Source organism: Ruminococcus albus AD2013, from assembly GCF_000526775.1.
Classification (GTDB): Bacteria; Bacillota; Clostridia; order Oscillospirales; family Ruminococcaceae; genus Hominimerdicola; species Hominimerdicola alba_A.
The window spans coordinates 562509-585272 of record NZ_JAGS01000001.1 but is presented as its reverse complement, the minus strand read 5'-3'; the positions used below and the strand labels follow the sequence as shown (position 1 = coordinate 585272).

Below are 22764 nucleotides of genomic sequence, written 5' to 3'. Positions count from 1 at the left end.
TCTAATGAAATCTGAGGTCGTTCTAAGTGAAAATATGACTATCCCTGCTGTTCATATTAAGTTTATCATTGCGATATGTTAAGATCTGACACAAAATATCGCAGTGATATTTTGTCCATACGGATATGAACATCTGAACTAAAGAAAACGTTACATTTTCACGGCACATCAGGTTTTATCAGTATTTTTGAATACGTTTACTGACAAAGTCCATATGAGGGACTTTCAGTATCTTATAAGACTTTCTTTTCCTGATCGGGATATTATTTATTGATGACCCGATCACGGTTATTTATATGTTTTACTAAATTCTACCATATGCTTGACAAGCATCCGAATATGACAGTATCAGCGGCTGTCCGGAGGCTTGAGGAAGGAGATGCGCTTGATGGCTGATGAAAAATTTACAATACTTGACGGTGAACTAATCTCTTACAGCGGAAACGATAAGATCGTAACCGTACCTAACGGGGTGACAAGCATCAAGGAAGGGGCTTTCCTTGGCTCTGTTCATATAGAGGAAGTAATACTTCCCGAAGGTCTGACTATGATAAAGCATAAAGCATTCTGGGGTTGTGCCCGCCTTAAAAGGATCAAACTGCCGAACACGCTCCGCGCCATTGAATTCGGTGCGTTCAGAGAGTGTGAGGCTCTGGGTGAGATAACTATACCCGAAGGCGTAACAGTGATGGGCGATTCGGTATTCCGCAGCTGCGATTCGCTTTACAAGGTCTATCTTCCCGATTCTCTTACAGAACTCAGAACAAGCACTTTCTCGGATTGTTTTCTTCTCAGTGACATACGTCTGCCCGAAAAACTTGAAAGAATACCCGTAAGCTGCTTTCAGGGCTGCGCGTGTCTGAAATCCATCACTATCCCCGATAGTGTCACATCAATAGGAAAATACGCATTCAGCGGCTGTACATCGCTTGCCGAAGTTAAACTCCCATCGGGTCTGAAAGTTATTGAAAAAGAGTGTTTTGAGGACTGCCGTAAACTTATGAAGCTGGACGTACCCGATACCATAGAAGAGATCGGTGCGAACGCATTCAACAAAAGCGGTCTTATGACTTACTGCTTTTCTGACTACCTTATTATGGGACATATCCTTGTTCGCTATATGGGTAAAGAAGCGACCACTGCTGTTCCTGATGGGGTACGCGTTATAAGCGACCACGCATTTGCATATAACGAAGAATTAATAACGATCACTTTTCCTGAAACAGTTACAGAAATACAGGATAATGCCTTCGAGCACTGTCCTTCGCTGAAAACTGTCGAACTGCCATATAGTCTTAAAACTATCGGAAACAATGTATTTTCTGAATGTGAATCCCTTATCCATATTGAATTCCCGCCCAGCATCGAGCGCATCGGCAAAAAGGTATTTAACGGAACGGGTTATGAAAAGTTCAGCGATAAGGATATGAATATACTTTCAGGCAAATATCTGATAAGCTACAGCGGAACAGCTGAAGAACTGACTATACCCACAGGCGTAAAAGTTATCGCTGACGAAGCATTTGTTGAATGCGGCGGAGTAAACGCTGTCATACTGCCATACGGTCTTAAAACCATAGGCAACGGTGCTTTTCACTGGAGAAGCGAACTTAAAAAGGTAAGCATACCTTCCACAGTAAACTACATCGGCGAAAATGCTTTTGTAAGCTGCAACGAGCCTGAGATAAGCATAATCAGCCCGAATGGTCATCTGGGCGAAAATGCTTTTCCTGACAGCGCCAAACTCAAGATCGTAGATGGAAGCAGAGTTCTGAACGTTAAGCTGACCTGGGCTGTCAAGGCAGGTGACTGTCCCGAAAGAAGGCTTTGGAACTTCATATGCAGCAAATCATCAACGACATTTGCCATGCTTGATAAGTCCGAGTATAAGATACCATGTGCTATCTGCTTCTATGATACGGCAGACTATTACAAAGACTATCTAAAGAAAAACATCGTTGAAGCCGTTTGCTTTGCAGCATCATACTACGATGACTCTTTGCTGGAACACGTACTTTCTTACGGTCTGCTGGATAATCTTCAGCTTCAGGAATGCATTAACTATGCTATCGAGCACAAGCTTACTATGCAGCAGATGGCGCTTATGCGTTACCGTTACGAATTTCTTGTTGGCGGAAGTATTAATTAACATACCGTCAGCAAAAAACAGTATAGATCTTTTTCGGGTATTAATTAAACGGCAGGATCTTCGGAGATACTGCCGAGGATCAAAATATTCTAATTCAGCCTGCAAAGACAGATCAAATAAATATGATAAGATCAAGGCGCGTTATGAAAACCGGTAACGCGCTGTTTTGATGGATAACGCAAAAGATGCAGCGATCATACTAAGCAAAAAATAAACCCCAAAGCACACCGAATGCTTTGGGGTAAAATTTTATATGTATATCAACCGTTTGATGAAAACAATTTTATCATCAGTAGATCGGCACATCAAAGTTCTTTATCTTCTCAAAGAGGATATCGTCCTCGGATGGGATATCCGCTGCCATTTCTATCTCACTGCGGATACTCAGCATCTCGCGGTCTGTGCCTGCGATGACTTCGGCACAGTCGCGGAGCCTGTCCACTATCTCCTGCTCATTCTCCACAGCCTGCTTGTATTTCAGCTGATGTTCAAGGCTTGCCCAGAAATCCATAGCGATGGTGCGTATCTGGACCTCGACACGCATATCACGCTTTTCTTCGGCGAAAAATACAGGCACACTGACTATAAGGTGCAGACTGCGGTAGCCGTTGGGCTTAGGGGACGCAATGTAGTCCTTGCGGGCTATCAGCGTGATATCGTCCTGCTGGATAAGTGCGTCGGCGATGGAGTAGATATCGTCGATATAGGCGCAGATAACCCTTACACCTGCAACATCGTTGAGATTTTCTTCGATATTCTGAGGAGTCATGGCAAGACCTTTATTCTGGAGTTTTTCAGCGATACTGGATGTCCTTTTAAGACGGGTGCTGATAAACTCGATGGGATTTCGGCGGTAACGCACATTGAACTCGGTGTTCAGCACATCGAACTTGGTCTTGACCTCCTTGATGGCACAGGTGTACATCATCATAAGCTCCTTGTACTCCACCATTGTGCCTATAAGCTGCTTTGTATGACTGTATACCATCTCCACTTCGTCGGAACTCAGTGCAGGCAGTTCAAGTTCGGGTGAGTTTATAACCTCAGTGAACAGATCATCGAATTTTTGCTCGCGGCTCATAACATACCTCCTGTTCTCAGCGTAAAAGCATTATACTTTCGCGCAGCTGCCGTTATTTTATCATAATACCATGCCTGTGGGAAAAAAAGGCGTTATTTATCTGAATTATCTGTGAAAACTTACCTTATTTTTCCACGCCGAAAAATTCAGCTACCTTGTCATTGAATTCTGCCTGTTCATATGCGCCGTGACCGTAGGCTTCTGTCATATAAAGCTCACAGCCAAGTTTCTCGGCTATCTCTTTTGATGCTTCGGGGGTAGCTATCCTGTCCTGTTTATCACCTATCACCAATACGGGACATTTTATTTCGTCAAGTCTGTCATAGGTCTCGCAGGTAAGACAGGCTTTGGTCATACGTGCGAAGCTTTCCACATCTTTCGGGTGTCCCGCCTTGACCAGCGCAGGCATTATCAGCTTGAACTTTTCTAGCCGCTCGGGGGGATAATTATACTTCATGGAACTTATGACAAGCCCGTCAAGGTCGCCTTTTTCTGCCAGCCCCAGCCACTCATCAACCGCACCGCGGACAACATCGTTAGTTCGCGAGAGGGTAACTCCCAGAACAAGCTTCTTCACAAGTTCGGGATGCTTTATTGCCAGATACTGGGCAGCCATACCGCCCTGTGATACCCCTATAACACAGGCATTTTCAAGTCCGAGGGCGTTCATTGCCGCCGCAACTTCATCAGCGATATCTTCTGCGGTGTAGTTTTCGGGTATCATCTTTCTGCGGTCGAAGATATACACGCGGAATTTTTTGGTGAACTGCCTGTACATCACCGCAAGTGTAAATCCTGTACCCTTGACACGTTTCAGGGAAAGCCCGGGTATCATCACCATGACCTCTTCACCGCTGCCGAAAGCGGCGTAATCTATACTCATACCGCCGATATCTAAAGTATCTTCCTTTACATTGTATAACATTGTTTGTCTCCCTATTCTTTTTTCTCTTTTTAATATATGGTCATCCCGCTGACACTCCAAACGAACTCTATAAAAAAACGGCTGCCAAAAACAGGCAGCCGAAAATTTACCGTTCTACGGAGTAATACTTATTCAGCTTTGTCTTGAATATCTCCGTTAATATATCAGCAGTCACTATCGCTGCAACGACCGACACAAAACAGATAATAAATACTTTCAGACCCTTGCTCATAATGTTCCGCCTTCCTTTCTTTAGTATGGGTTACATTTCTCTTGGCTATATTATACACTATTTTTTAGAGAATTTCAAGTACCTTCACCTAAATATTTACAGATACGGTCTTTTGCGTCAGACATTATACTATCAATATCTGCGCCCCATATATCAAGACCTTCCGCCTTGAACATTACGCACTCCCCTATCCCGTAGAAATTCTGTGCAATGGTCCTGACATAGCCGAAGCCGTATTCTTCGGAAAATATTGTTCCTCCTGCTGTGGTGACGTAGTAAAGTTTATTTGCTTTACACAATCCCCCGAAACTTCCATCGGGTCTGCATTCAAAGGTCAGTCCTGCCACGGTTATCTCTTCAAAAAACTGTTTAAGTGTCGCAGGGAACGACATATCCCAGTAAGGCGCGGCTATTACTATAACATCGGTGTCGGCAAAAAGTCTTGCGTGGTTAAACATATTGTCGGAAAAATCACCGGAAGCGCAGGCTTTGTCCCTTTTTTCAAGATACTCAGCCTTTGTCTTCGGAAAATCATACTCGCAAAGCTTGATACGATCAACGGTACCTCCAAGTTTTTCCAGCACCAGTTCACCAAGTTCAGCAGTCCTTGAATTCTTTCTGACAGTTGCATCGATGTAAAGTACTTTCATTGTCAAGCCTCCTTACTTGATTTATCATTTTATAAAAAAGGCGGAAATGCTGAACACTTCCGCCTTTGATCCTGTTATCACAGCCCGTATATGGACATCGCCATGAGTATACTGCCCACTGTACCGCGAAGTTCGGCTATAACATCGGGAGTTGTATCGACTATAAGCTTCCAGTCACCGCTTACAGCCGCTTCTTCAAGCTTTGCTGCCTTTTCGCTTATAGATATAGCACCGATAGTCTTGGAAGCGCTTTTCAAAGAATGTACATATACCCTGTACTGATCGGAATTTCCGCAGGCTATACATTCTTCAAGATGCCTTATCCTGTCATCCATACTGCCTGTATACTCAGTCAGCATCTCGGCATAGAACTCGGTATCGTTCATGCAGTACTTCATGCCGATGGCAGTGTCAAGTCCGCCTGCTTCAAGCATCGACAAAAATCCAAAGACCAGATCTTTGTCTGAATTGATATTTTGCTCAACAGTAACGCCGTTATCACCCACCAGATAGGAATCCGGATCCTCTCTCATGCTGTACTCGGTGTCCTCGTCTATCATATCAAGCATTATCTGTGCAAACTTCGGATCAAACTGAGTACCCATATTGTTCCTGAATTCGCTCCTGATATACTCCTGCGCATAAACATCATGATAGCTTCTTCTTGAACTCATGGCATCGTAAGCATCAGCCACAGTGATTATGCGGACTTCCATCGGGATATCCTCGCCTTTAAGCCCATCGGGATAACCTGTGCCGTCATACCTTTCGTGATGCCATCTGGCAGCGACCGCAAGCTGAGGCATCTCGCTGATATTCTTAAGTATATCATACCCTACCCCGGGGTGGGTCTTTATAATGTCAAATTCTTCGGGAGTGAGCTTTGTGGGCTTATTTATAACATAATCCGGCACGCCTATCTTTCCGACATCATGCAGAAGTCCCATCATATAGATCTTCTCCTGCTCTTTTTCGGAAAGACCTGCGCTCCTTGCTATCTCTCTTGAATATTCAGCTACGCGGGTAGAATGACCGTTGGTGTACTTATCCTTTGCATCAACTGCCCCTGCAAGCGTCTGTACGACCTGCATGGATAATCTTTCATTTCTTCGATGTTCTTCGATAATGTCGGAGCTGAGTTTTTTAGCTTCACTTTTAAGATCGCGCTGAAGCCTGTTCAGCTCGATGGTATTTTTTACACGCAGAAGAAGCACCGAAGCCACAAAAGGTTTCGCCACAAAATCAGACGCACCTGCTGTAAGTGCTTTTGTCTCAGTATCCGATTCTGTATCCGCCGTAAGTATGATAACAGGGATATCCCTGACTTCATGATTCGATTTCAGTTTCTGTAAAGTTTCAAAACCGTTTATACCTGTCAGATGTACATCAAGCAAAATAAGATCGGGCTTGTTTTCTTTGACATATTCAAGCAGAGCTTCGCCCGAATCAAGGCAGTCAACAGTATACCCATAAAGACTGAGTATACGATCTGCGATTTTAAGATTTCCTCTGTCATCATCAATAACAGCTACTCTGTAATGCTCCATATACCCACACTCCTTTATTTCAGATCTCTGTTCTGCTCAGAACTTGCATAAGCTCCGCTGCGGAAACCGGCTTGCTTATAAATCCTACTGCCCCCAGCTTTTCAGCCCTTTCACGAAGATCATCTGTAACAGTGCCCGACATCAGGCAGACCTTTGCATCACTTATCCCGCTTTCTCTGCGAAGAGCTTCAAGTACTTCAAAACCGTTTTCACCGGGCATCTCAATGTCCAGAAGCATAAGATCGGGATTTTCGCTTTTAAGGAGTGCCATTCCCTGAGCTCCGCTTGATGCGCTTAAACATTCATGACCTGATTTTTTCAATATAAATCCGATCATTCTGACAGCCATGCTGTCATCATCGACTACCAGTATCCTTGACATTCTTATACCCCCAAGGCGGTCAGTTTCAATATAAAAAGAACTATTCTGCATTATAATTATATCACATTGAATAATAATAATCAAGTAGTTATTAATGAATTATTTTATGGTTAAATTTTTTGGATTTGAGAATTGTATTATACACAGATTCAGAATGCCTCTTTGCTGACATAAGAAAACAGCATATCACGAAGCTTGCTCTCCTTGCTCCTGCTGACGGGGAGAGTGGTATTGTCCTCCAAAACAACACTTTTACTGCCTATCCTGAGAACTTTGGGCAGAGAGATCAGATAACCCCTGTGTATCCTGAAAAAGCCGTACTGCGAAAGCTCTTCCTCATAATCGCGTATATTCCCGCGGACGGAAATGCTTTCATCAGCTGTACTTATGATAACGTTCTGATTATGGGCTTCAATAAATAGTATATCAGAAAGGGATATTCGCTGTTCACCTTCAGCAGTCTTCACCCACAGGGTCTTGCTGCTTTCGAGTTTAACAAGCACATGGTCGATAACTTCCTTTATCTTTTGTTTATCCGCAGGCTTTGTAAGGTATCTCAATGCATTGACCTCATAACCCTTTATAGCATACTCGATATGCCCTGTCAGAAATACTATGCACACATCGCGGCTGAGTTCACGTATCTTTCCGGCGAGGGTAATCCCGTCCATCTCAGGCATTTCGATATCGAGGAAAACAACATCGTATGCCTTACGCCTGAAGCCTTTAAGCAGTTCTTCACCGCTGGTGTAGCCATCTGTTATCATATCAAGGCTGCTGTATAGTTCATCCAGATCCTTTTTCAGATCACATATAAACCGCTGTTCATCATCGCACACAGCTATGCGCATTTTAAACACCTGCCTGTTCATATCCTGTATTTTCTTACTGCTCTTATAATATTATACCATAACCTTACAAATGTTTCAATAGTTGTGGAATATTTTTCAAAAATTCCTTCAAATTGGTAATATTCCGCAATTTTTGGCTAGATTTTCGATATAACCGCTATTGACAAACATTATAAAATATGCAATAATATCTTAAAAGAATATTTTTATAGTACAAAAAAAATTAATCAAGGAGATATTATATAATGAGTGCAACTCTGGTAATAATGGCAGCCGGACTCGGTACAAGGTTCAAGGGCGGTATAAAACAGCTGGAACCTTTCGGGCCGAACGGCGAGATAATAATGGACTACTCAATATTCGATGCTGTACGAGCAGGATTCGATAAGGTAGTATTCATCATAAGACGCGATATCCGCGAGGCATTCGACGAGATGATAGGAAACCGCATAGGTGCGCAGGTAAAAGTAGATTATGTTTATCAGGAACTCGACTGTCTTCCTGCTGACTATACTGTTCCCGAGGGCAGAGTTAAGCCCTGGGGGCACGGACACGCAGTTTGCTGCTGCAAGGGCATTGTAAACGAACCTTTTGCTGTTATAAATGCAGATGACTTCTACGGCAGAGAAGCTTTCAAAGTACTCCATGATTATCTTTCGGAAGGACAGACAGGCGACAAGCTGAAAATGTCCATGGCTGGCTTTGTACTGAAGAACACGCTAAGTGACAACGGCGCAGTAAACAGGGGTGTCTGCAAAGTCGATGGCAACAATATGCTGGTCGATGTTGAAGAGACCTACAATATCCGCCGCGATGCCGACGGCAGAGTTCTTTCGGGCAAGGAAGATACAAAGGAGCTCAGTGAAGACAGCTTTGTTTCAATGAATATGTGGGGATGTCCTGCAGGATTCATAGACAGGCTCAACAGGCGTTTTGAGGAATTTCTTGAAAAGAACGGAACAAGCCTTACTGCGGAATTTCTTCTGCCCGAGGGTATCGACTACATGATAAAGCACGGTGAAGCAGAATGCAAACTGCTTGAAAGCCATGACAAATGGTTCGGTGTTACCTATGCTGAGGACAAACCATCAGTTAAGGCTGCAATTTCTAAGCTGATAGCTGATGGTGCATATCCCGAGAAGCTCTGGAATTAAGCATATCAAAAATTGCGCTCGATAATATAATCGGGCGCATTTTTTATTGCACATTTTTTGGGACTGTTACGCAAAAAAGCGGGTACTGACGGCGCAGTACCCACTTTAATATTCTTATTTCAGAGAATTCAGCAGACCATTCGAATTGATTATCTTGATAAGGAACTCGGGGAAGGACTGACCCTGATAGGTCTCACCCTTGGTCTTATTGGTGATAACGCCTGAATCGAAATCTATCTCGACCTCGTCACCTGCTTCGATCTTCTCAGAAGCCTCTTCACACTCGATTATCGGCAGACCGATATTGATCGCATTTCTGTAAAATATTCTTGCAAAGCTCTTTGCGATAACGCAGGATATACCGCTTGCCTTAATGGAAGCAGGTGCGTGCTCTCTGGAAGAACCACAGCCGAAATTGGCTTTAGCCACCATTATATCGCCCTTCTTTACGTTCTTCGCAAAATCTATGTCGATATCCTCCATGCAGTGCTGAGCCAGCTCCTCCATGTTTGCTGTGTTCAGATATCTTGCGGGGATAATAACGTCTGTATCAACGTTATCCCCGTACTTATGTACTTTTCCGCAAGCCTTCATTCTATGAAAACTCCTTTCAACTTACTTGATATATTTGTCGGAATTAAAGATATTCTCGCCTGCCGCCTGCCTGCGCAGTTCTTCATACACCTGTTCAAGGTAGGTCGAATCCATCTTATCCTTGGTGCGGGTGATGAAATAGCAGACCTTTGCCTTTCCGAAAAAACCCTCTTTTACAAGACGGAAGCAGGATACGCCGTTGACAGATTCTGCGTAAAAGTTGTTGAAACCTTTTTTATCGATGATAGCTTGTGTCTGCTCAATGGTGAATACATTTCCGACTCTCAGCTTTTCGATGTAATCCATTACTTGTTCTCTGCGCTGAGCAGGAGTAAACGATGATCCGTATTTTTTGTTCATAATAACGGAAATGGTATCGAAGAAAATATCAACCAAATAATTAGTCATAACCCGCCTCCTATCTGATTATTCAAATAACCCTAAGTATGGGCTTATTACATAACGTCCGCAGGCTGAGCTATACGTCCTGCCACAGCAGAAGCTGCTGCAACGTAAGGTGAAGCAAGGTACACCTCAGACTCGGGATGACCCATTCTTCCTACGAAGTTTCTGTTGGTTGTAGCTACTGCCTTTTCGCCCGCTGCGAGGATACCCATATGTCCGCCGAGACATGGACCGCAGGTAGGTGCGGAAACAGCACAGCCTGATTCAATAAATATCTCCAGCAGACCTTCTTTCATTGCTGTAAGATAGATGTTCTGAGTTGCGGGGATAACGATACATCTTACATGGCTTGCAACGCGCTTGCCCTTGAGTATCTCTGCCGCTGCTCTCAGATCCTCGATCCTGCCGTTTGTACATGAACCGATAACTACCTGATCTATCTTGATCTCGGGGATATCATCAAAGGTTCTTGCATTCTCGGGCAGATGAGGGAATGCTACTGTGGGCTTGATGGTGCTGAGGTCGATGGTATACTCCTCATCGTACTCTGCATCAGGATCAGCCTCATATACTTTATACTCTCTGTCAGTTCTGCCCTTGAGATACTCCCTGGTAACTTCATCAACTGCGAAGATACCATTCTTTGCACCTGCTTCGATTGCCATATTAGCCATACAGAGTCTGTCTTCCATAGTAAGGTTCTTCAGACCCTCGCCCATGAATTCCATAGAGCGGTACAGCGCACCGTCAACGCCGATCTTGCCGATTATATGCAGGATAACATCCTTTGCGGAGCTGTACTTGGGCAGCTTGCCTACGATATTGAACTTGATGGCAGAGGGTACCTTGAACCAGGTCTTGCCGGCAGCCATGCCCGCACACATATCAGTAGAACCAACACCCGTGGAGAATGCGCCCAGAGCGCCGTATGTACAGGTATGGGAATCAGCACCGATAACTGCATCGCCGGGAACTACAAGTCCTTTTTCGGGAAGCAGTGCGTGCTCGATGCCCACATCGCCTACATCGTAGTAGTGAGTGATGTCGTACTTCGATGCGAACTCACGGCACTGCTTGCACTGCTGTGCAGCCTTGATATCCTTGTTCGGCGTGAAGTGGTCCATCACCATAGTGATCTTATCCTTATTGAAGATATCGCTGAATCCAGCCTTGTTGAACTCATTGATGGCAACGGGTGTTGTAACATCGTTGCCAAGCACAAGGTCGAGGTCAGCCATAATGAGCTGTCCTGCCTTGACCTCGTCAAGCCCTGCATGGGCAGCGAGTATCTTCTGTGTCATTGTCATAGCCATGATAGTGATCTACTCCTTATAAAACAATATTCTTATACAATTTTATTATAACTTATTTTTGCTGAAATGTAAAGTGATTAACAGAGAAAATTTAAATAAATTTTTTGGAAGTTTTTGTAAGAAATATCAAAAAGCAGACTATTAACCAATGGTTATCTGTCATGTTCATGCAATATATAAAAAATTGACAACTTAAAATTTCCTAGTATCATTCAATGAATGCAGACCATAATATTAACAGGACAGCTTTTGCTGTACTCAACAATTGTATTACTATCCTGAAAGGAGGAATATATATGATGGGAAAATCTTTAATAACAGGATTATATGCCGGTGTAACAGCAGGGACTATCGCTTACAGTCTTTCACGAAAAGCTCTGCGCGGAAAGCGAAAGCTGAAAGCCCGTGCAGGAAGAGCTCTGAAAAATATGAGCAGCTTCATGGACGAGCTCTCGGACATAATGAAATAGCTGACATCAGGCTGTCGCGCATTTTCGCACGACAGCTGTTTTACTGTACATATTTCAGTACAGTTCTAAAAAGTTTCACAAAAAATATACATATCTGACCCTTATTGCAGCGCAAAATTTGTTAAAGATTTTTTCTTAAAATCAAAGTACGATACTAGACAAATCGACCATGATTGTGGTATAATAAATTATATAAATGAAAGAATATTGTCGATTTGTGTTATGTAAGGAAGGATCAGATAAATGGGCGCAGATGCTGCAGGTTACGGCAAAAAGCTCTCATCTGCCGGGAGCAGGAAACGCGGCAGAAAAAAAGTTAAGAACCAGACCACTCTTATATGCGGTACAGCTATGATCGCGCTGCTGGCCGCTGTAGGTATATCATACGGTGCAGGCAGAGTTTATTACAGAAACAGATTTCTGGCTGACACTTTCATCAATGGTGTCGATGTAAGCGGAAAGACCTATGAACAGGCAGTAAAGGAACTTAAAGCTGACAATATCCCCAAGAAGTTCAAGGTTACTACTATCGACGGCAAGGAAGTTGATATCTCCCCTGCCGATTTCGATTACACACGCAGTGCCAAGGATGAGATCAAAAAGCTTTATGATAAAGTCAATCACGGCGCGTGGTTCTCGGGTTATGCAGGCAGAACAGACTTTAACTATACCGATGAATCCACCTATGATAGTAATAAGCTGAAAGAACTGCTGAACGAGCAGGACTGGGGCAATGTTGAAACTCAGGACGCTTCCCTTGAACTGACCGACGATGGCTATGTGATCAAGGATGAAGTTCAGGGTAATAAAGTCACAAATATGGATAAGCTGGAGGAAGCTGTTATCGATGCGCTGGGCAAAGGCGAATTCGAGGTCAAGCTTGCAAGTGGTACCGGATGCTATGATATCCCGCAGATAACCGCTGACACTTTCAAGGATCAGTGCGAGGCATTGAACAAAGTGTTCAACATATCCATAACATACGATTTTGATTATACCACCGAGACCATCACAGGCAAGACCCTGCTTGATCTTATCGATATGGATGATATGGGCAATTATGTGGTTGACAGAAAAGCTGTAGAGAAGTATGTCAATGGTCTTGCCAAGAAGTATGACACTCTGAAAAAGACAAGAACATTCAAATCAACTCTTCAGGGTAAAGTCAAGGTGGAACCCAGTGATGACGGCCGTTACGGCTGGTGGATCTGGAAGGACGCTACCGTTGAACAGCTGGAGAATCTTATCGAAGAAGGCAAGAGTGTAGAATCCATCGACCCGATATACTTCAGCGATGGTTCTTACGAATACACAGGTGTTGAATCTGCAAGAACCGCAAAGGACGATATCGGCAATACTTATATTGAGATTGACCTTACAAATCAGCATATGTGGTATTACAAGAAAGGCAAGAAAAAGTACGAATGCGACATCGTTTCCGGTCAGACAACTTCAATGGCAAGAACTACCCTTGAAGGCGTATACAAGCTGTGGTCGAAAGAGACCAACAAGCGTATGAAGGACAGAAATGCCGACGGTGAAGAGTGGGATACCACTTGTAACTACTGGAACAATGTTTCCCTATGCGGTATAGGTATGCACGACTCCACATGGAGAGGCGGCGCTTTCGGCGGCACTATATATCAGTGGAACGGTTCACACGGCTGTATCAATATGCCTTACGAGGGTGCTGAGTACGTTTACAATAATGTACCGCTTGGCACACCTGTTGTAATGTTCTACGATTAATATACAAAAATATAACGGACAGTTTTTATGGCTGTCCGTTTTTTTGTACCCGATATCATATCAAAAAAGTCGGGGAAATTATCCCCGACCGTTATTATTTATACCTGTTCACTCAGCTTGATGATAGCATCTCTCATGCGGTTAACGTCATCAAGGCTCTTAGAAAGTCTGTTGACGTCAGACTGGAGAGTCTCGGAAGCTTCGCCAAGAGTAGCGTTGATGTTCGCGATCATAGCATCAAGTATGCTCTGTCTTTTATTGTTAGCATCTGCAATTATATTTTCAGCATCAGCTCTTGCGCGGTTGATTATATCCTCAGCTTCCTGATTTGCTCTGTCGACCTGTTCCTTGACATACTGTTCAGCTCTTGCGATTATAGCCTCCTGAGAAACAAGCTTGTCAGCCTCAGCTTTAGCTTCTTTCATCACAGCTTCCTTTTCGCTTGTAGCAGAATTTCTGATAGCATCAGCTTCCTGCTTAGCATTTTCAAGGATAGCCTTTCTCTGGATCTCCAGCTCCTGAGCTCTCTTGATCTCGGGAGGGATGCTCATTCTAACTTCATCTACCAGTTCATGCAGATGATCGCCGTCTACCATTTTTTTATTTGAAAAAGGTACAGTCGCGCCATTGTCGATAGTTTCGTCTATTCTTTCCAGCAAATCATTCATAGGGGTATAATCGATGTTTTCACTCATAATAATACTTCCTTTCACTTGCCCCGTACTTCTCGGGGTTATTTATCCTCAGGCTTATAAAGCCTGTTTTTTATCATTTCAAGTACCTCGGGTGAAACAAAGCCCGAAATATCTCCGCCGAAGCTTGCTATTTCCTTCACCACGCTTGATGAAAGGAACATATTCTCACCTGCTGTGGTGAGGAATACTGTCTCGGCATCATTATAAAGCTTCTTATTGGCAAGAGCCATCTGAAATTCGTATTCAAAATCAGAGACCGCCCTCAATCCCTTGACAATGACCTCAGCACCTGTCATTTTCAGATAATCAGCCAGCAGACCGTCATAGCAGTCCACCACAACATTATCAAGACCCTTGGTAACGGCGATTATCATTTCCATCCTCTCTTTGGTGGAGAATATCGCTTTATTTTTGCTTCTGTTAAAGCTGACAAGTACTATTACCCTGTCAAAAAGCTTTGAAGCGCGTTGGATTATATCCAGATGTCCCAGTGTAACGGGGTCAAAGCTACCCGGGCATACAGCGATCTTCATAATTACTCTTCCTCTGTCGGTATTTTAAAAATAGTAACGGCTATCTTGCCGTATTTATAACGCTTATGTTTTTTCAGTCTGCCGTACTCATCACTGAGTTCAAGCTCTTTTTCATGTTCGCAGACAACTATTGCCCTGTCACTGAGATGAGCGTCTACACTGTTCAGCACTTTCTCGATTATGCCCTTATTGTAAGGCGGGTCAAGCAGTACGATATCGAACTGACCCTTTGCCACTTTAAGGTAATCAAGGCTGTCCATATTCAGCACTCGGGATTCAGCAACGAGTTTGCAGTCGGAAATATTTTCCTTTATAACTGCAACTGCCGCAGCATTATTGTCAACAAAAACGCAGTGCTTTGCGTCACGGCTGAGGGCTTCGATGCCCATCTGACCGCTGCCTGCGAAAAGGTCAAGCACCTGTGCGCCGGGCACATCAAACTGTATAGCAGAAAAAACTGCTTCCTTGACCATATCCGTGGTCGGTCTTGTATCGAGGTTCTCAAGCGTTTTCAGCTTTTTTCCTCTTCTTGAACCGGTTATAACTCTCATAAAAACTCTCCTAGACTCTGATATTTCTATTATACATTATTTCTCGCATTTTGTCCAGTATATTTTTCACTTTTTTTATAATTTTCACAAACTTTCCCCTATATTTCTTCAACAACGTAGTTTAACACAATATTTCTCACAAAAAAAGGCACCCCCGAAGCTCGGAAGTGCCGAATTATAGAGTGATAAACAGCATAGATACAACTGTTTAACAGTTCTGAATATATAATTTATTATGTTATATACTATAATATCATAACAAATAGTCTGATCACACCTTTTTATCTGACTGAAGTTTACCTGTCGCTGCAAGTATAAGGCGGCGCGGGGGAATATGAGCTGCCTTAGTGACAAAGGCAAGGGTCTTTTCGGGTACGATTATCATTTTTCCAGCAAACATACCCTCAACCGCTCGTTTTGCACAATATTCGGCTGATATAGACTTTACACCGAACTGAGCATTCGCCACGGAATTGAATTCGGTGTCAACAGGTCCCGGGCAAAGGGCTGATATCTTCACACGGCTGCCTGCCATTTTCAGTTCCTCATGGATCGCACTTGTCAGGCTTGTGACATAGGCTTTTGTTGCGTAATATGTCGCCATAAGCGGGCCGCCCGGCATAAGTCCAGCCGAGGACGCAACATTGAGGATATATCCTCTGTCAGCCGCCTTGAAATCCTGCAAAAAAAGTTTTGTCAGGATATGAACCGCTGTGACATTAGTATCTATCATGCGTAGTTCGTCCTCTAACGGTATCTTATCAAAGTCACCGAGTTTGCCGAAGCCTGCATTATTTATCAGAACAGTGACTTTTTCACCCTTGACCTCTTCATGCAGACGCTTACATTCGTCCTCGCGTGAAAGATCGCAGACTATCACTCTGCTGTCGAGAAGTTCATCTGCAAGTTCACGAAGTCTGTCCTCACGGCGTGCTGTCAGTATAACCCTGAAACCTCTGCTGTCGAGTTCTCTTGCTATCTCTCTGCCAATGCCCGAACTGGCACCGGTAACTAAAGCTGTCCTTGCCATACTATCAGTCCTTTCGTTATTAATATAACTATATTATACAGTATCAAGTTGCAAATTGTCAAGAGTTATAAAGTTAGATTTAAATAACCTTACAGAATATTAACACGTAATACAAAAAGACACCCCTGCTTGTATAAGCAGGAGTGTCATTATTTCAAATATTAAGTCTGATATAACTACCGACTATTATGCAGGGTCATTAGCTGTATTATCAGTGGACTCCTCAAACTTATCCCAGTCAAAATCATCATCGTCATCATACTGGCTGCTGCTGTAAGAAGATGATGAGCTGCCCATCAGATCATTATACATTTCATCACCCAGAGTATCCTTGAGCTTGGTCATGAAGCCTTCGGTATCGCAGGTAGACAGATACTCGTTCATTTCCTCTTCATTGAGAGCGTTGTAGACCTTTGCATCGCTGCTGATCTTGTCAACGTCGGAAGCCTCAGTCTTTTTGCTGGTCATAGTCATAGTAAATGCATTCTCTCCGGCAAGACCGAATTCAAATGTTACGTTTACATCATCAGCAGTGGAATCGGACTTGATCTCCATCCAACCGGACTCAGGCTCGCCGTCTTCACTGGAAGATATATCCAGTCTGATAGTACCTGCGAAATTATCGCCAACGTTCTTCATATCAGACATGGTGTAAACGACTTTAATTGTCTCCTTGCCGTCCTCGACAGAAGAAACAGTGTAAGAACCGTTAACTACGTCATTCTCGCTCTTCAGTGCGCCGTAAGCAGTGATAGTGCTGCCATCGCCGCTGTCAAAGCTCATATCCAGACCTTCAGCATCATCGTTGCTGACAGTGATGAGCTTCAGCTCGCCCTTATCATCAGCAGGCTTGATAGTGAAACCTGCGAATTCGCCTTCACCCTTCTCATATGTTTCAAGAACAACTGTCTTCTCACTATCGATCTCGCCCTTAACTTCATCGAGCATCTTGTCAATAGCCTCTTCATAGCTGGGTGAAGATGAAGAACTATCACCGTACTTAGCCATCTGCTGATTTGCAGCTTCCATGCTCTGATCGTACAGCTTCTTGAAATTCTCATCGCCCTTGGCCTTTTCAAGGATCGCGGTAGCTACCTTCTGGCCGTCAGCTGCAGTCAGGTCATATGACTTGGAAGTATACTCATAAGAAATACCGTCTATATCTCCGGACTTCTTGCCTTCCTCCTTAACCTCGGGGAAGTTATCCTTAAATACCTTTTCATACTCCTTGAGATCAGCCTCAAATGCCTCAGTATCAAAGTCGAAATTTTCTGCAGTCTGAGCATACTGGCTCAGGTCCATACCAACGGACTCTTTCAGATAATCCTCAGCTTCTGCCTTATTTACCTTTATATATGCTTCAGACAGCTCGGGAACTCTTACATACATATCCTCGCTGTTTTCTCTGCTGTATATCTGATTTACAGTTACGACTTTCTCGCCGCCGTATGTCAGAACGATATCGCCGCTCTCATTTCCGTCTTTCTGCTTGCTGGATACAGTCATGCCGAAATCCTTGGGAGCTGTGGGCATCTCTTTGGTCAGAGCAGGGCCGAAGCTTATATTAAATGATCCTTCATAAGCATAATCAACCTCGCCCTTAGCGATACCAGCTGCCCTGTCAAGTGTATTGGTGATATTATCAGCCATAACACTCAGCTTAGGGGAAACTACAACAGAGCTGTTGCTCTTTGTCTTTTCATTCTTATCTGCGTTTTTGTTCAAAACAAAATAACCAACGCCGGAGCCGACAACTGCGACACCGAGTACACCTGCAAGTACGGGTGTAAGTACATTCTTCTTAACCATAATGCTACCTCCTGAAAGTTTTTATCTGTGTTATTCTCTCTTTCTTTGCTACGACAGCAGACACCTGTTCTCACAAAACGGAGCCTGCGCCTTTCTGCAAATTAAATATACCATATTTTCAAATTACTGTCAATAGTGAATATATTACAAATTATCTCACATTAGTAACTTGTATTAGGGCAATTTCGGGCATTTGCGACAACTACACGACATCAAAATGATAACAAGGTGACTGTTTTGTGACGGTCACTGTCTTACATCAACGCCGTAGCTTCCGCACAGAGTTTGAAGGGCAAGTTTGAATCCACGACCGATGGTTTTTGCCTTCCAGCCGCTCTTGTTGTAGATCTCCATTGCTACTACGGAGCGTTCATCGTCAAGACCCGTTATTTCATAGCTGCACAGCTCTTTGCCGCCGCAGCTTATATGCACCGTAGGCTTGCTTACACGGCAGAACTCCTGACCTTCCTTATCACCGTAGATGGCAAAAGCCACTGCAAGCTTGGTTATATCAGCATCGAGCTTTGAAAGCTCCACCGTGAACATTCTTGTATTCTCGGGATGATTGTTCACCGCTCTGTCAACAGATGCTTTCTGTCCGAAGAATATAAGATCGGCATCGCTTCTTACCTTACCACTGTCATTCAGAAGGAATACGTAGCCGTCGATGTCCAGTCCGTCTTCAGCCTGATAATCCATATCGATCACCAGCATCTGCGAAGCATATTCGTTAAGATCAAATCTTGCACCGCTGACCAGCTTGACAGCACCATTATCTTCGTGCTCCCTTATTTCATCAGGTGCAACGTCGATGATCTCGTCATCGGAAGTATCATTCTGCTCTCCAACGACTTCGGCTGACACTTCGGGTATCTCCTCAGTCACAGGCTCTGCCGACATTATTTCGGGTTCAGGTACAGATACTTCCTCGGATATTGATTCTTCTGCTGTAATCTCGGGTTCCTGTTCTGAATCTGAGATTTCTCCAACTATTGGCTCCGCCTCAATGATTTCAGGCTCGATTTCGGGTGCAGAAATTTCCTCAGCTGTGGGTTCTTCTTCTGAGTTCTCGCATTCCTGTTCAGGAACTGAAATTTCTTCAACTTTAGGCTCTGCCGCAATGATCTCGGGTTCAGAAGTTTCCTCGGCTATCGGTTCTTCTGCTATGTTCTCGGGTTCAGGCACGATGGGAGATATTTCCTCCACCAATGGCTCCGCAGATATCTCGGGTTCAACGGCAGATATTTCTTCGGCAGCAGTCTCAGTCTTTGCGGGTACAGCCTGAGGAACTGCGGCTATGCACATTTCAGTTTTACTGCCGAAACGAACGCTCTCACCCAGCTGTTTCATACGTGCAAACATCGCCTTATCAGCGTCTTTTTCAATATCAGCTGCACTGAACTGTTTCTCGGCGTGTATACAGATGATATTGCCTGCATGGTCGATCTCCAGAACACAGCTGAAAATATCCTGCTGAGATGAGCTTTTCATCATAGTTGCTTTGATATAGCCGTTCCTGTCGTTGCGGACAGTTTCGGTATCTATCATTTGTCCGAAATTACAAAGCTGTGAAGTAAGTCCCGATTCTGCTGCTTCGGATGAAGTCATTGTTATTATCTCGCAGTCAAAATCGTCGGTACAGCCTTCATATGGGGTAAATCCCACATCGTTCAGCGTGAGTCTGTTCTTATCCTCGCCGCGCAGAACAGAGAAATCGTCAGCAGTTATGCAGACTTCATCTGCTATCTCGATCTCCATAGGCTTGCGCTCGGATTCTTCCAGCAGCAGGAACTCATTACCCTCTGTATTGGCATAGTGCTCAGCAGTACTGCCCTTACAGCCGCCTATAACAACGTCTTTGCCGACAAATCCTCTGCCGAGGACGATGTTCTTTTTGAGGACATCAACTTCTTTAAGAGAGGGACACTCCGTCAGCGCACCGTCGCTGATCTCAAGAAAAACAGGCAAAAGTGTCAGCTTTTCGAGATTTTTACAGCTGAGTTTTTCAAGCACTGTCACACCACCGATCGCCGATGCATCATTAAGTGACAGCATGAACTCTTCGGCCTGACCTTTTTCCCATTCAGCGTCGTTCCTGTCAGTTATCGAAAGCCTGCCGTCCTTCAGCAGCAATGCCGCACAGTCCGCACTGTAGCTGTCACCTACAAAATTCAGCTGCCAGTAGACCTGACTTCCGTTTTTGAAGCTCCTTCTTTCAAAACCGAAAGCGCCTGAAGTCTGTTCACCCTCGGAATAGGAACTGCGGGTGACCGTGATATCCAGCTTATCCGCGATATCAGTATTTGCAAAAAGATCAGCTACGGCTTTCAGCTTGCTTTCGGCAGTATCATCGACCGGCGATGCTATTTTGTAATTGAAGCAGTCAGCCCTGCCCAGTGTACTGAGAGTACACTTCATATCGTCAAAAAGCTTTCTGTCATCAGCGTTCAGCGATGCAGGATCACTGCCCGACCACGCCATGAAGATCATCTGCGGAAGATCAGCCTCGCCGCCCTCTTTCGCAAATATAAGCCCGTCCTCGTCACGGACTGTCCTTACGCCCGATGTGCTCTCAAATCCCACACTTGTGATACCGTTATTAGCAAGAACCTCTGCAAGAACGTCTTCGTTTATTTTATATGTGATAAGTTTGCACTGTGTTCCGCTAAGATTTGTGTTTTCCATTGTTGTTTTCCTCCTCATTCTGTGAGAAACATTCTCTCAGCCTGCCAAACTGCGGCAAAGAGTTTATCAAGTCTATTATATCATAATCCACAACAAAAGTAAAGATACTGTGAAAAAAATATTGAATTTTGTTCTTTATCTATGGATCAAAGAGCATCTAAATATATACCAGGATATACGACCGTATCATTTCGTATTTTTTTGTTACCATCTTTTACGACATCATACAAACCGCTCTCGCTGTTGTAACATATTAAACCAACTCTTTCCACTGTATACATAACAGACCGAAACGTTCATACAAACAAACCGAGATATACAAAGACAACAAAAAACCCCGACTCACGTCGGGGTTTTCTGCGAAGTATAGAAGTATATATGAAGAAAAAATATGAGGATCTCTAGGTTGGTTCTCTGCCTTCATTCCCTCGTCCCGCCATAGTTTTTGACCATGGTCGAGACGAAAGAAGAGGTGGAGAAATTGGAGAAAAAAATATATGAAAAAAAGTTATTATCAAATGTTCTTTATCACTCTCTTTATCTTGTTTATATCATACTCTGTTTATTTGATAGTTATGTGAAAAGTTATAAAAATATAAGCGAAAATAGATCAGACATTTACATAAAAAAAGCATAAAAATCTCTTTACAAATCAACCGTGATTTGGTATAATAGATGGAGAAAAGCACCTATATGGAGCGAAACCACGAAAATCATCACGAAAAGTTAAGGAAGTGTTCAGTTATGGACCGTGCCACCAGTGAAAAAGCACTGAAACATTTCAGGACTGTTGCGCGTCACCGCCATGAAGTAATGAAGAACTGTTTCCGTGCAGGTATACCCTTACAAGGGCTGACTCACGATCTGTCAAAATTTTCTATAGAAGAATTCTCATATGGAGTTAAATATTTTCAGGGAAACCGCTCGCCTCACGAGGGAGAAAGGGATGAATATGGTTTCTCATACGCTTGGATGCACCATAAGGGCCGCAACAAGCATCATTTTGAGTACTGGACGGACTATGACCCTGTGACCAGGGTTATGAGCCCAGTTAAAGTGCCACTGAAATATGTCAAGGAGATGTTCTGTGACAGAGTGGCGGCAAGCAAGATATATATGAAAGATAAGTATGATGACGGTTCTGCGCTGGCATATTTTATGAAAGGCAAAAATACCCGTATGATACACCCCGAGACTTCCGCACTGCTGGAAAAACTTCTGGTGATGCTGAAAAATAAAGGAGAACGCCGCACTTTCGCATATATCAGAAAGCTCAAAGACTACTGATATAAGTCGTAACGTTCCCTCAAAAAGAATAATCACACTGAAAAGCGTCCGCACAAGAAATCTGCGGGCGCTTTTTTTGTAATGTAATGGTTCAAAAACGGATCACTATGCATATAATAAAAAAGAACGCACCAAAAGGTGCGCTCGCATCACAGATTAACGAAATTATGTATCACTCCGGTAGGAGTTATATCAAGCCATGCATAACAAGGCGGCTTTTCGTCACGGGGCTGACCCGCACTGCCGGGATTGAGTATAAGCATAGTACCGCGCTGTTCATAATAGCGCTTATGGGTGTGTCCGAAAAGGGCGAACTGACATTCTTCCTCCTTGGCTTTCTCGTAAATGTTCTCAACAGAGAAATTCACGCCCCATTTATCACCATGTGCGAGGAACATACGCTTGCCGTCGGGCAGAACATAGACCATGCTTTCGGGAAGCTCTTTATCAAAATCGCAATTGCCTTTGACGCATATCATATTATTATCGAGATAATGAGATTTCAGCTTGCGGAACTCCGAAAGACCGTCACCCAGGAATATAAACAGATCAGCGTCACCATTGCGCTTGATTATCTTATGCATAGCGGCAAAATTACCGTGTGTATCCGAAAAAACAATGATCCTCATGGAATGGTCCCCCCTCCCGCATTGTGTATATTATATCACATTT

At 43.7% G+C, this 22764-nt stretch carries 22 protein-coding genes; 5 read left to right on the top strand and 17 right to left on the bottom strand.

The window, feature by feature from the left end; all coding sequences use genetic code 11:
- Positions 1-388: 388 nt before the first annotated feature.
- Complete coding sequence (locus N773_RS0102490; RefSeq protein ID WP_024856292.1) at positions 389-2149, top strand: leucine-rich repeat domain-containing protein; 1761 nt, start codon at positions 389-391, stop codon at positions 2147-2149.
- Positions 2150-2438: 289 nt separating this feature from the next.
- Here N773_RS0102490 and N773_RS0102485 read toward each other — a convergent pair whose 3' ends face one another.
- The 7 genes from N773_RS0102485 to N773_RS0102455 all read right to left on the bottom strand — a co-directional run bounded on the left by N773_RS0102485 (position 2439) and on the right by N773_RS0102455 (position 7838).
- Positions 2439-3230, bottom strand: a complete 792-nt coding sequence (locus tag N773_RS0102485) for a GTP pyrophosphokinase (RefSeq protein WP_024856291.1) — start codon at positions 3228-3230, stop codon at positions 2439-2441.
- Positions 3231-3354: 124 nt separating this feature from the next.
- Complete coding sequence (locus N773_RS0102480; RefSeq protein WP_024856290.1) at positions 3355-4155, bottom strand: alpha/beta fold hydrolase; 801 nt, start codon at positions 4153-4155, stop codon at positions 3355-3357.
- Positions 4156-4261: 106 nt separating this feature from the next.
- The gene (locus N773_RS23250) at positions 4262-4387 is read right to left on the bottom strand and encodes a hypothetical protein (RefSeq protein ID WP_278245326.1); all 126 of its coding nucleotides are present in this window, start codon (positions 4385-4387) and stop codon (positions 4262-4264) included.
- Between the two features lie 74 nt (positions 4388-4461).
- A complete protein-coding gene (locus tag N773_RS19655) occupies positions 4462-5037 on the bottom strand; it encodes an NAD(P)H-dependent oxidoreductase (protein ID WP_024856289.1) in 576 nt (191 codons plus the stop codon).
- 77 nt (positions 5038-5114) lie between these two features.
- Positions 5115-6584 carry an HD domain-containing phosphohydrolase gene (locus N773_RS0102465; protein ID WP_024856288.1) on the bottom strand — a complete coding sequence of 490 codons (1470 nt, stop codon included), beginning with the start codon at positions 6582-6584 and terminating at the stop codon, positions 5115-5117.
- 19 nt (positions 6585-6603) lie between these two features.
- Positions 6604-6966 (bottom strand): response regulator, encoded by a 363-nt coding sequence (locus N773_RS0102460; protein WP_024856287.1) that lies wholly within the window; start codon positions 6964-6966, stop codon positions 6604-6606.
- Positions 6967-7115: 149 nt separating this feature from the next.
- Positions 7116-7838 carry a LytR/AlgR family response regulator transcription factor gene (locus N773_RS0102455; RefSeq protein ID WP_242840344.1) on the bottom strand — a complete coding sequence of 241 codons (723 nt, stop codon included), beginning with the start codon at positions 7836-7838 and terminating at the stop codon, positions 7116-7118.
- 224 nt (positions 7839-8062) lie between these two features.
- Between N773_RS0102455 and N773_RS0102450 the strand changes: the two genes are divergently transcribed.
- Positions 8063-8971: a nucleotidyltransferase family protein gene (locus tag N773_RS0102450; protein ID WP_024856285.1), complete on the top strand. Its 909-nt coding sequence runs from the start codon at positions 8063-8065 to the stop codon at positions 8969-8971.
- A 114-nt stretch (positions 8972-9085) separates the two neighbouring features.
- Here the strand turns inward: N773_RS0102450 and leuD are convergent, their stop codons facing one another.
- The 3 genes from leuD to leuC are packed head-to-tail and all read right to left on the bottom strand — an operon-like array spanning position 9086 to position 11283.
- Complete coding sequence (gene leuD / locus N773_RS0102445) at positions 9086-9565, bottom strand: 3-isopropylmalate dehydratase small subunit (RefSeq protein ID WP_024856284.1); 480 nt, start codon at positions 9563-9565, stop codon at positions 9086-9088.
- 21 nt (positions 9566-9586) lie between these two features.
- Positions 9587-9973, bottom strand: a complete 387-nt coding sequence (locus N773_RS0102440) for a hypothetical protein (protein WP_024856283.1) — start codon at positions 9971-9973, stop codon at positions 9587-9589.
- 47 nt (positions 9974-10020) lie between these two features.
- Positions 10021-11283 (bottom strand): 3-isopropylmalate dehydratase large subunit, encoded by a 1263-nt coding sequence (leuC, locus tag N773_RS0102435; protein ID WP_024856282.1) that lies wholly within the window; start codon positions 11281-11283, stop codon positions 10021-10023.
- Between the two features lie 296 nt (positions 11284-11579).
- Here leuC and N773_RS22495 point away from each other — a divergent pair, with 296 nt between their 5' ends.
- Together N773_RS22495 and N773_RS0102425 are read left to right on the top strand one after the other, a co-directional pair.
- Positions 11580-11753, top strand: a complete 174-nt coding sequence (locus tag N773_RS22495; protein WP_196231594.1) for a hypothetical protein — start codon at positions 11580-11582, stop codon at positions 11751-11753.
- 243 nt (positions 11754-11996) lie between these two features.
- Positions 11997-13502 (top strand): L,D-transpeptidase family protein, encoded by a 1506-nt coding sequence (locus tag N773_RS0102425; RefSeq protein WP_024856281.1) that lies wholly within the window; start codon positions 11997-11999, stop codon positions 13500-13502.
- A gap of 98 nt (positions 13503-13600) precedes the next feature.
- Here the strand turns inward: N773_RS0102425 and N773_RS0102420 are convergent, their stop codons facing one another.
- The 6 genes from N773_RS0102420 to N773_RS0102395 form a co-directional block, all read right to left on the bottom strand.
- Positions 13601-14197: a hypothetical protein gene (locus tag N773_RS0102420; RefSeq protein WP_024856280.1), complete on the bottom strand. Its 597-nt coding sequence runs from the start codon at positions 14195-14197 to the stop codon at positions 13601-13603.
- Between the two features lie 38 nt (positions 14198-14235).
- On the bottom strand, positions 14236-14730 hold the full coding sequence (coaD, locus tag N773_RS0102415) for a pantetheine-phosphate adenylyltransferase (protein ID WP_024856279.1): 495 nt from the start codon (positions 14728-14730) through the stop codon (positions 14236-14238).
- Between the two features lie 2 nt (positions 14731-14732).
- Entirely contained in the window at positions 14733-15281 is a 549-nt protein-coding gene (gene rsmD, locus N773_RS0102410) for a 16S rRNA (guanine(966)-N(2))-methyltransferase RsmD (RefSeq protein ID WP_024856278.1), read from the bottom strand.
- Positions 15282-15552: 271 nt separating this feature from the next.
- Positions 15553-16311, bottom strand: a complete 759-nt coding sequence (locus tag N773_RS0102405) for an SDR family NAD(P)-dependent oxidoreductase (RefSeq protein ID WP_024856277.1) — start codon at positions 16309-16311, stop codon at positions 15553-15555.
- Positions 16312-16497: 186 nt separating this feature from the next.
- Positions 16498-18120, bottom strand: coding sequence for a hypothetical protein (locus tag N773_RS0102400; protein WP_024856276.1), 1623 nt, complete (start codon positions 18118-18120; stop codon positions 16498-16500).
- 246 nt (positions 18121-18366) lie between these two features.
- A complete protein-coding gene (locus N773_RS0102395) occupies positions 18367-20805 on the bottom strand; it encodes a TerD family protein (RefSeq protein ID WP_024856275.1) in 2439 nt (812 codons plus the stop codon).
- A gap of 744 nt (positions 20806-21549) precedes the next feature.
- Here N773_RS0102395 and N773_RS0102385 point away from each other — a divergent pair.
- The gene (locus tag N773_RS0102385; protein WP_024856274.1) at positions 21550-22092 is read left to right on the top strand and encodes a DUF5662 family protein; all 543 of its coding nucleotides are present in this window, start codon (positions 21550-21552) and stop codon (positions 22090-22092) included.
- 149 nt (positions 22093-22241) lie between these two features.
- Here the strand turns inward: N773_RS0102385 and N773_RS0102380 are convergent, their stop codons facing one another.
- Entirely contained in the window at positions 22242-22721 is a 480-nt protein-coding gene (locus tag N773_RS0102380) for a metallophosphoesterase family protein (protein ID WP_024856273.1), read from the bottom strand.
- Positions 22722-22764: the final 43 nt, after the last annotated feature.

Bases quoted from the DNA above. Each gene is read 5' to 3' on its own strand.
- N773_RS0102490 (WP_024856292.1), top strand. From the start codon at position 389: ATGGCTGATGAAAAATTTACAATACTTGACGGTGAACTAATCTCTTAC.
- N773_RS0102485 (WP_024856291.1), bottom strand. From the start codon at position 3,230: ATGAGCCGCGAGCAAAAATTCGATGATCTGTTCACTGAGGTTATAAAC.
- N773_RS0102480 (WP_024856290.1), bottom strand. From the start codon at position 4,155: ATGTTATACAATGTAAAGGAAGATACTTTAGATATCGGCGGTATGAGT.
- N773_RS23250 (WP_278245326.1), bottom strand. From the start codon at position 4,387: ATGAGCAAGGGTCTGAAAGTATTTATTATCTGTTTTGTGTCGGTCGTT.
- N773_RS19655 (WP_024856289.1), bottom strand. From the start codon at position 5,037: ATGAAAGTACTTTACATCGATGCAACTGTCAGAAAGAATTCAAGGACT.
- N773_RS0102465 (WP_024856288.1), bottom strand. From the start codon at position 6,584: ATGGAGCATTACAGAGTAGCTGTTATTGATGATGACAGAGGAAATCTT.
- N773_RS0102460 (WP_024856287.1), bottom strand. From the start codon at position 6,966: ATGTCAAGGATACTGGTAGTCGATGATGACAGCATGGCTGTCAGAATG.
- N773_RS0102455 (WP_242840344.1), bottom strand. From the start codon at position 7,838: ATGAACAGGCAGGTGTTTAAAATGCGCATAGCTGTGTGCGATGATGAA.
- N773_RS0102450 (WP_024856285.1), top strand. From the start codon at position 8,063: ATGAGTGCAACTCTGGTAATAATGGCAGCCGGACTCGGTACAAGGTTC.
- leuD (WP_024856284.1), bottom strand. From the start codon at position 9,565: ATGAAGGCTTGCGGAAAAGTACATAAGTACGGGGATAACGTTGATACA.
- N773_RS0102440 (WP_024856283.1), bottom strand. From the start codon at position 9,973: ATGACTAATTATTTGGTTGATATTTTCTTCGATACCATTTCCGTTATT.
- leuC (WP_024856282.1), bottom strand. From the start codon at position 11,283: ATGGCTATGACAATGACACAGAAGATACTCGCTGCCCATGCAGGGCTT.
- N773_RS22495 (WP_196231594.1), top strand. From the start codon at position 11,580: ATGATGGGAAAATCTTTAATAACAGGATTATATGCCGGTGTAACAGCA.
- N773_RS0102425 (WP_024856281.1), top strand. From the start codon at position 11,997: ATGGGCGCAGATGCTGCAGGTTACGGCAAAAAGCTCTCATCTGCCGGG.
- N773_RS0102420 (WP_024856280.1), bottom strand. From the start codon at position 14,197: ATGAGTGAAAACATCGATTATACCCCTATGAATGATTTGCTGGAAAGA.
- coaD (WP_024856279.1), bottom strand. From the start codon at position 14,730: ATGAAGATCGCTGTATGCCCGGGTAGCTTTGACCCCGTTACACTGGGA.
- rsmD (WP_024856278.1), bottom strand. From the start codon at position 15,281: ATGAGAGTTATAACCGGTTCAAGAAGAGGAAAAAAGCTGAAAACGCTT.
- N773_RS0102405 (WP_024856277.1), bottom strand. From the start codon at position 16,311: ATGGCAAGGACAGCTTTAGTTACCGGTGCCAGTTCGGGCATTGGCAGA.
- N773_RS0102400 (WP_024856276.1), bottom strand. From the start codon at position 18,120: ATGGTTAAGAAGAATGTACTTACACCCGTACTTGCAGGTGTACTCGGT.
- N773_RS0102395 (WP_024856275.1), bottom strand. From the start codon at position 20,805: ATGGAAAACACAAATCTTAGCGGAACACAGTGCAAACTTATCACATAT.
- N773_RS0102385 (WP_024856274.1), top strand. From the start codon at position 21,550: ATGGACCGTGCCACCAGTGAAAAAGCACTGAAACATTTCAGGACTGTT.
- N773_RS0102380 (WP_024856273.1), bottom strand. From the start codon at position 22,721: ATGAGGATCATTGTTTTTTCGGATACACACGGTAATTTTGCCGCTATG.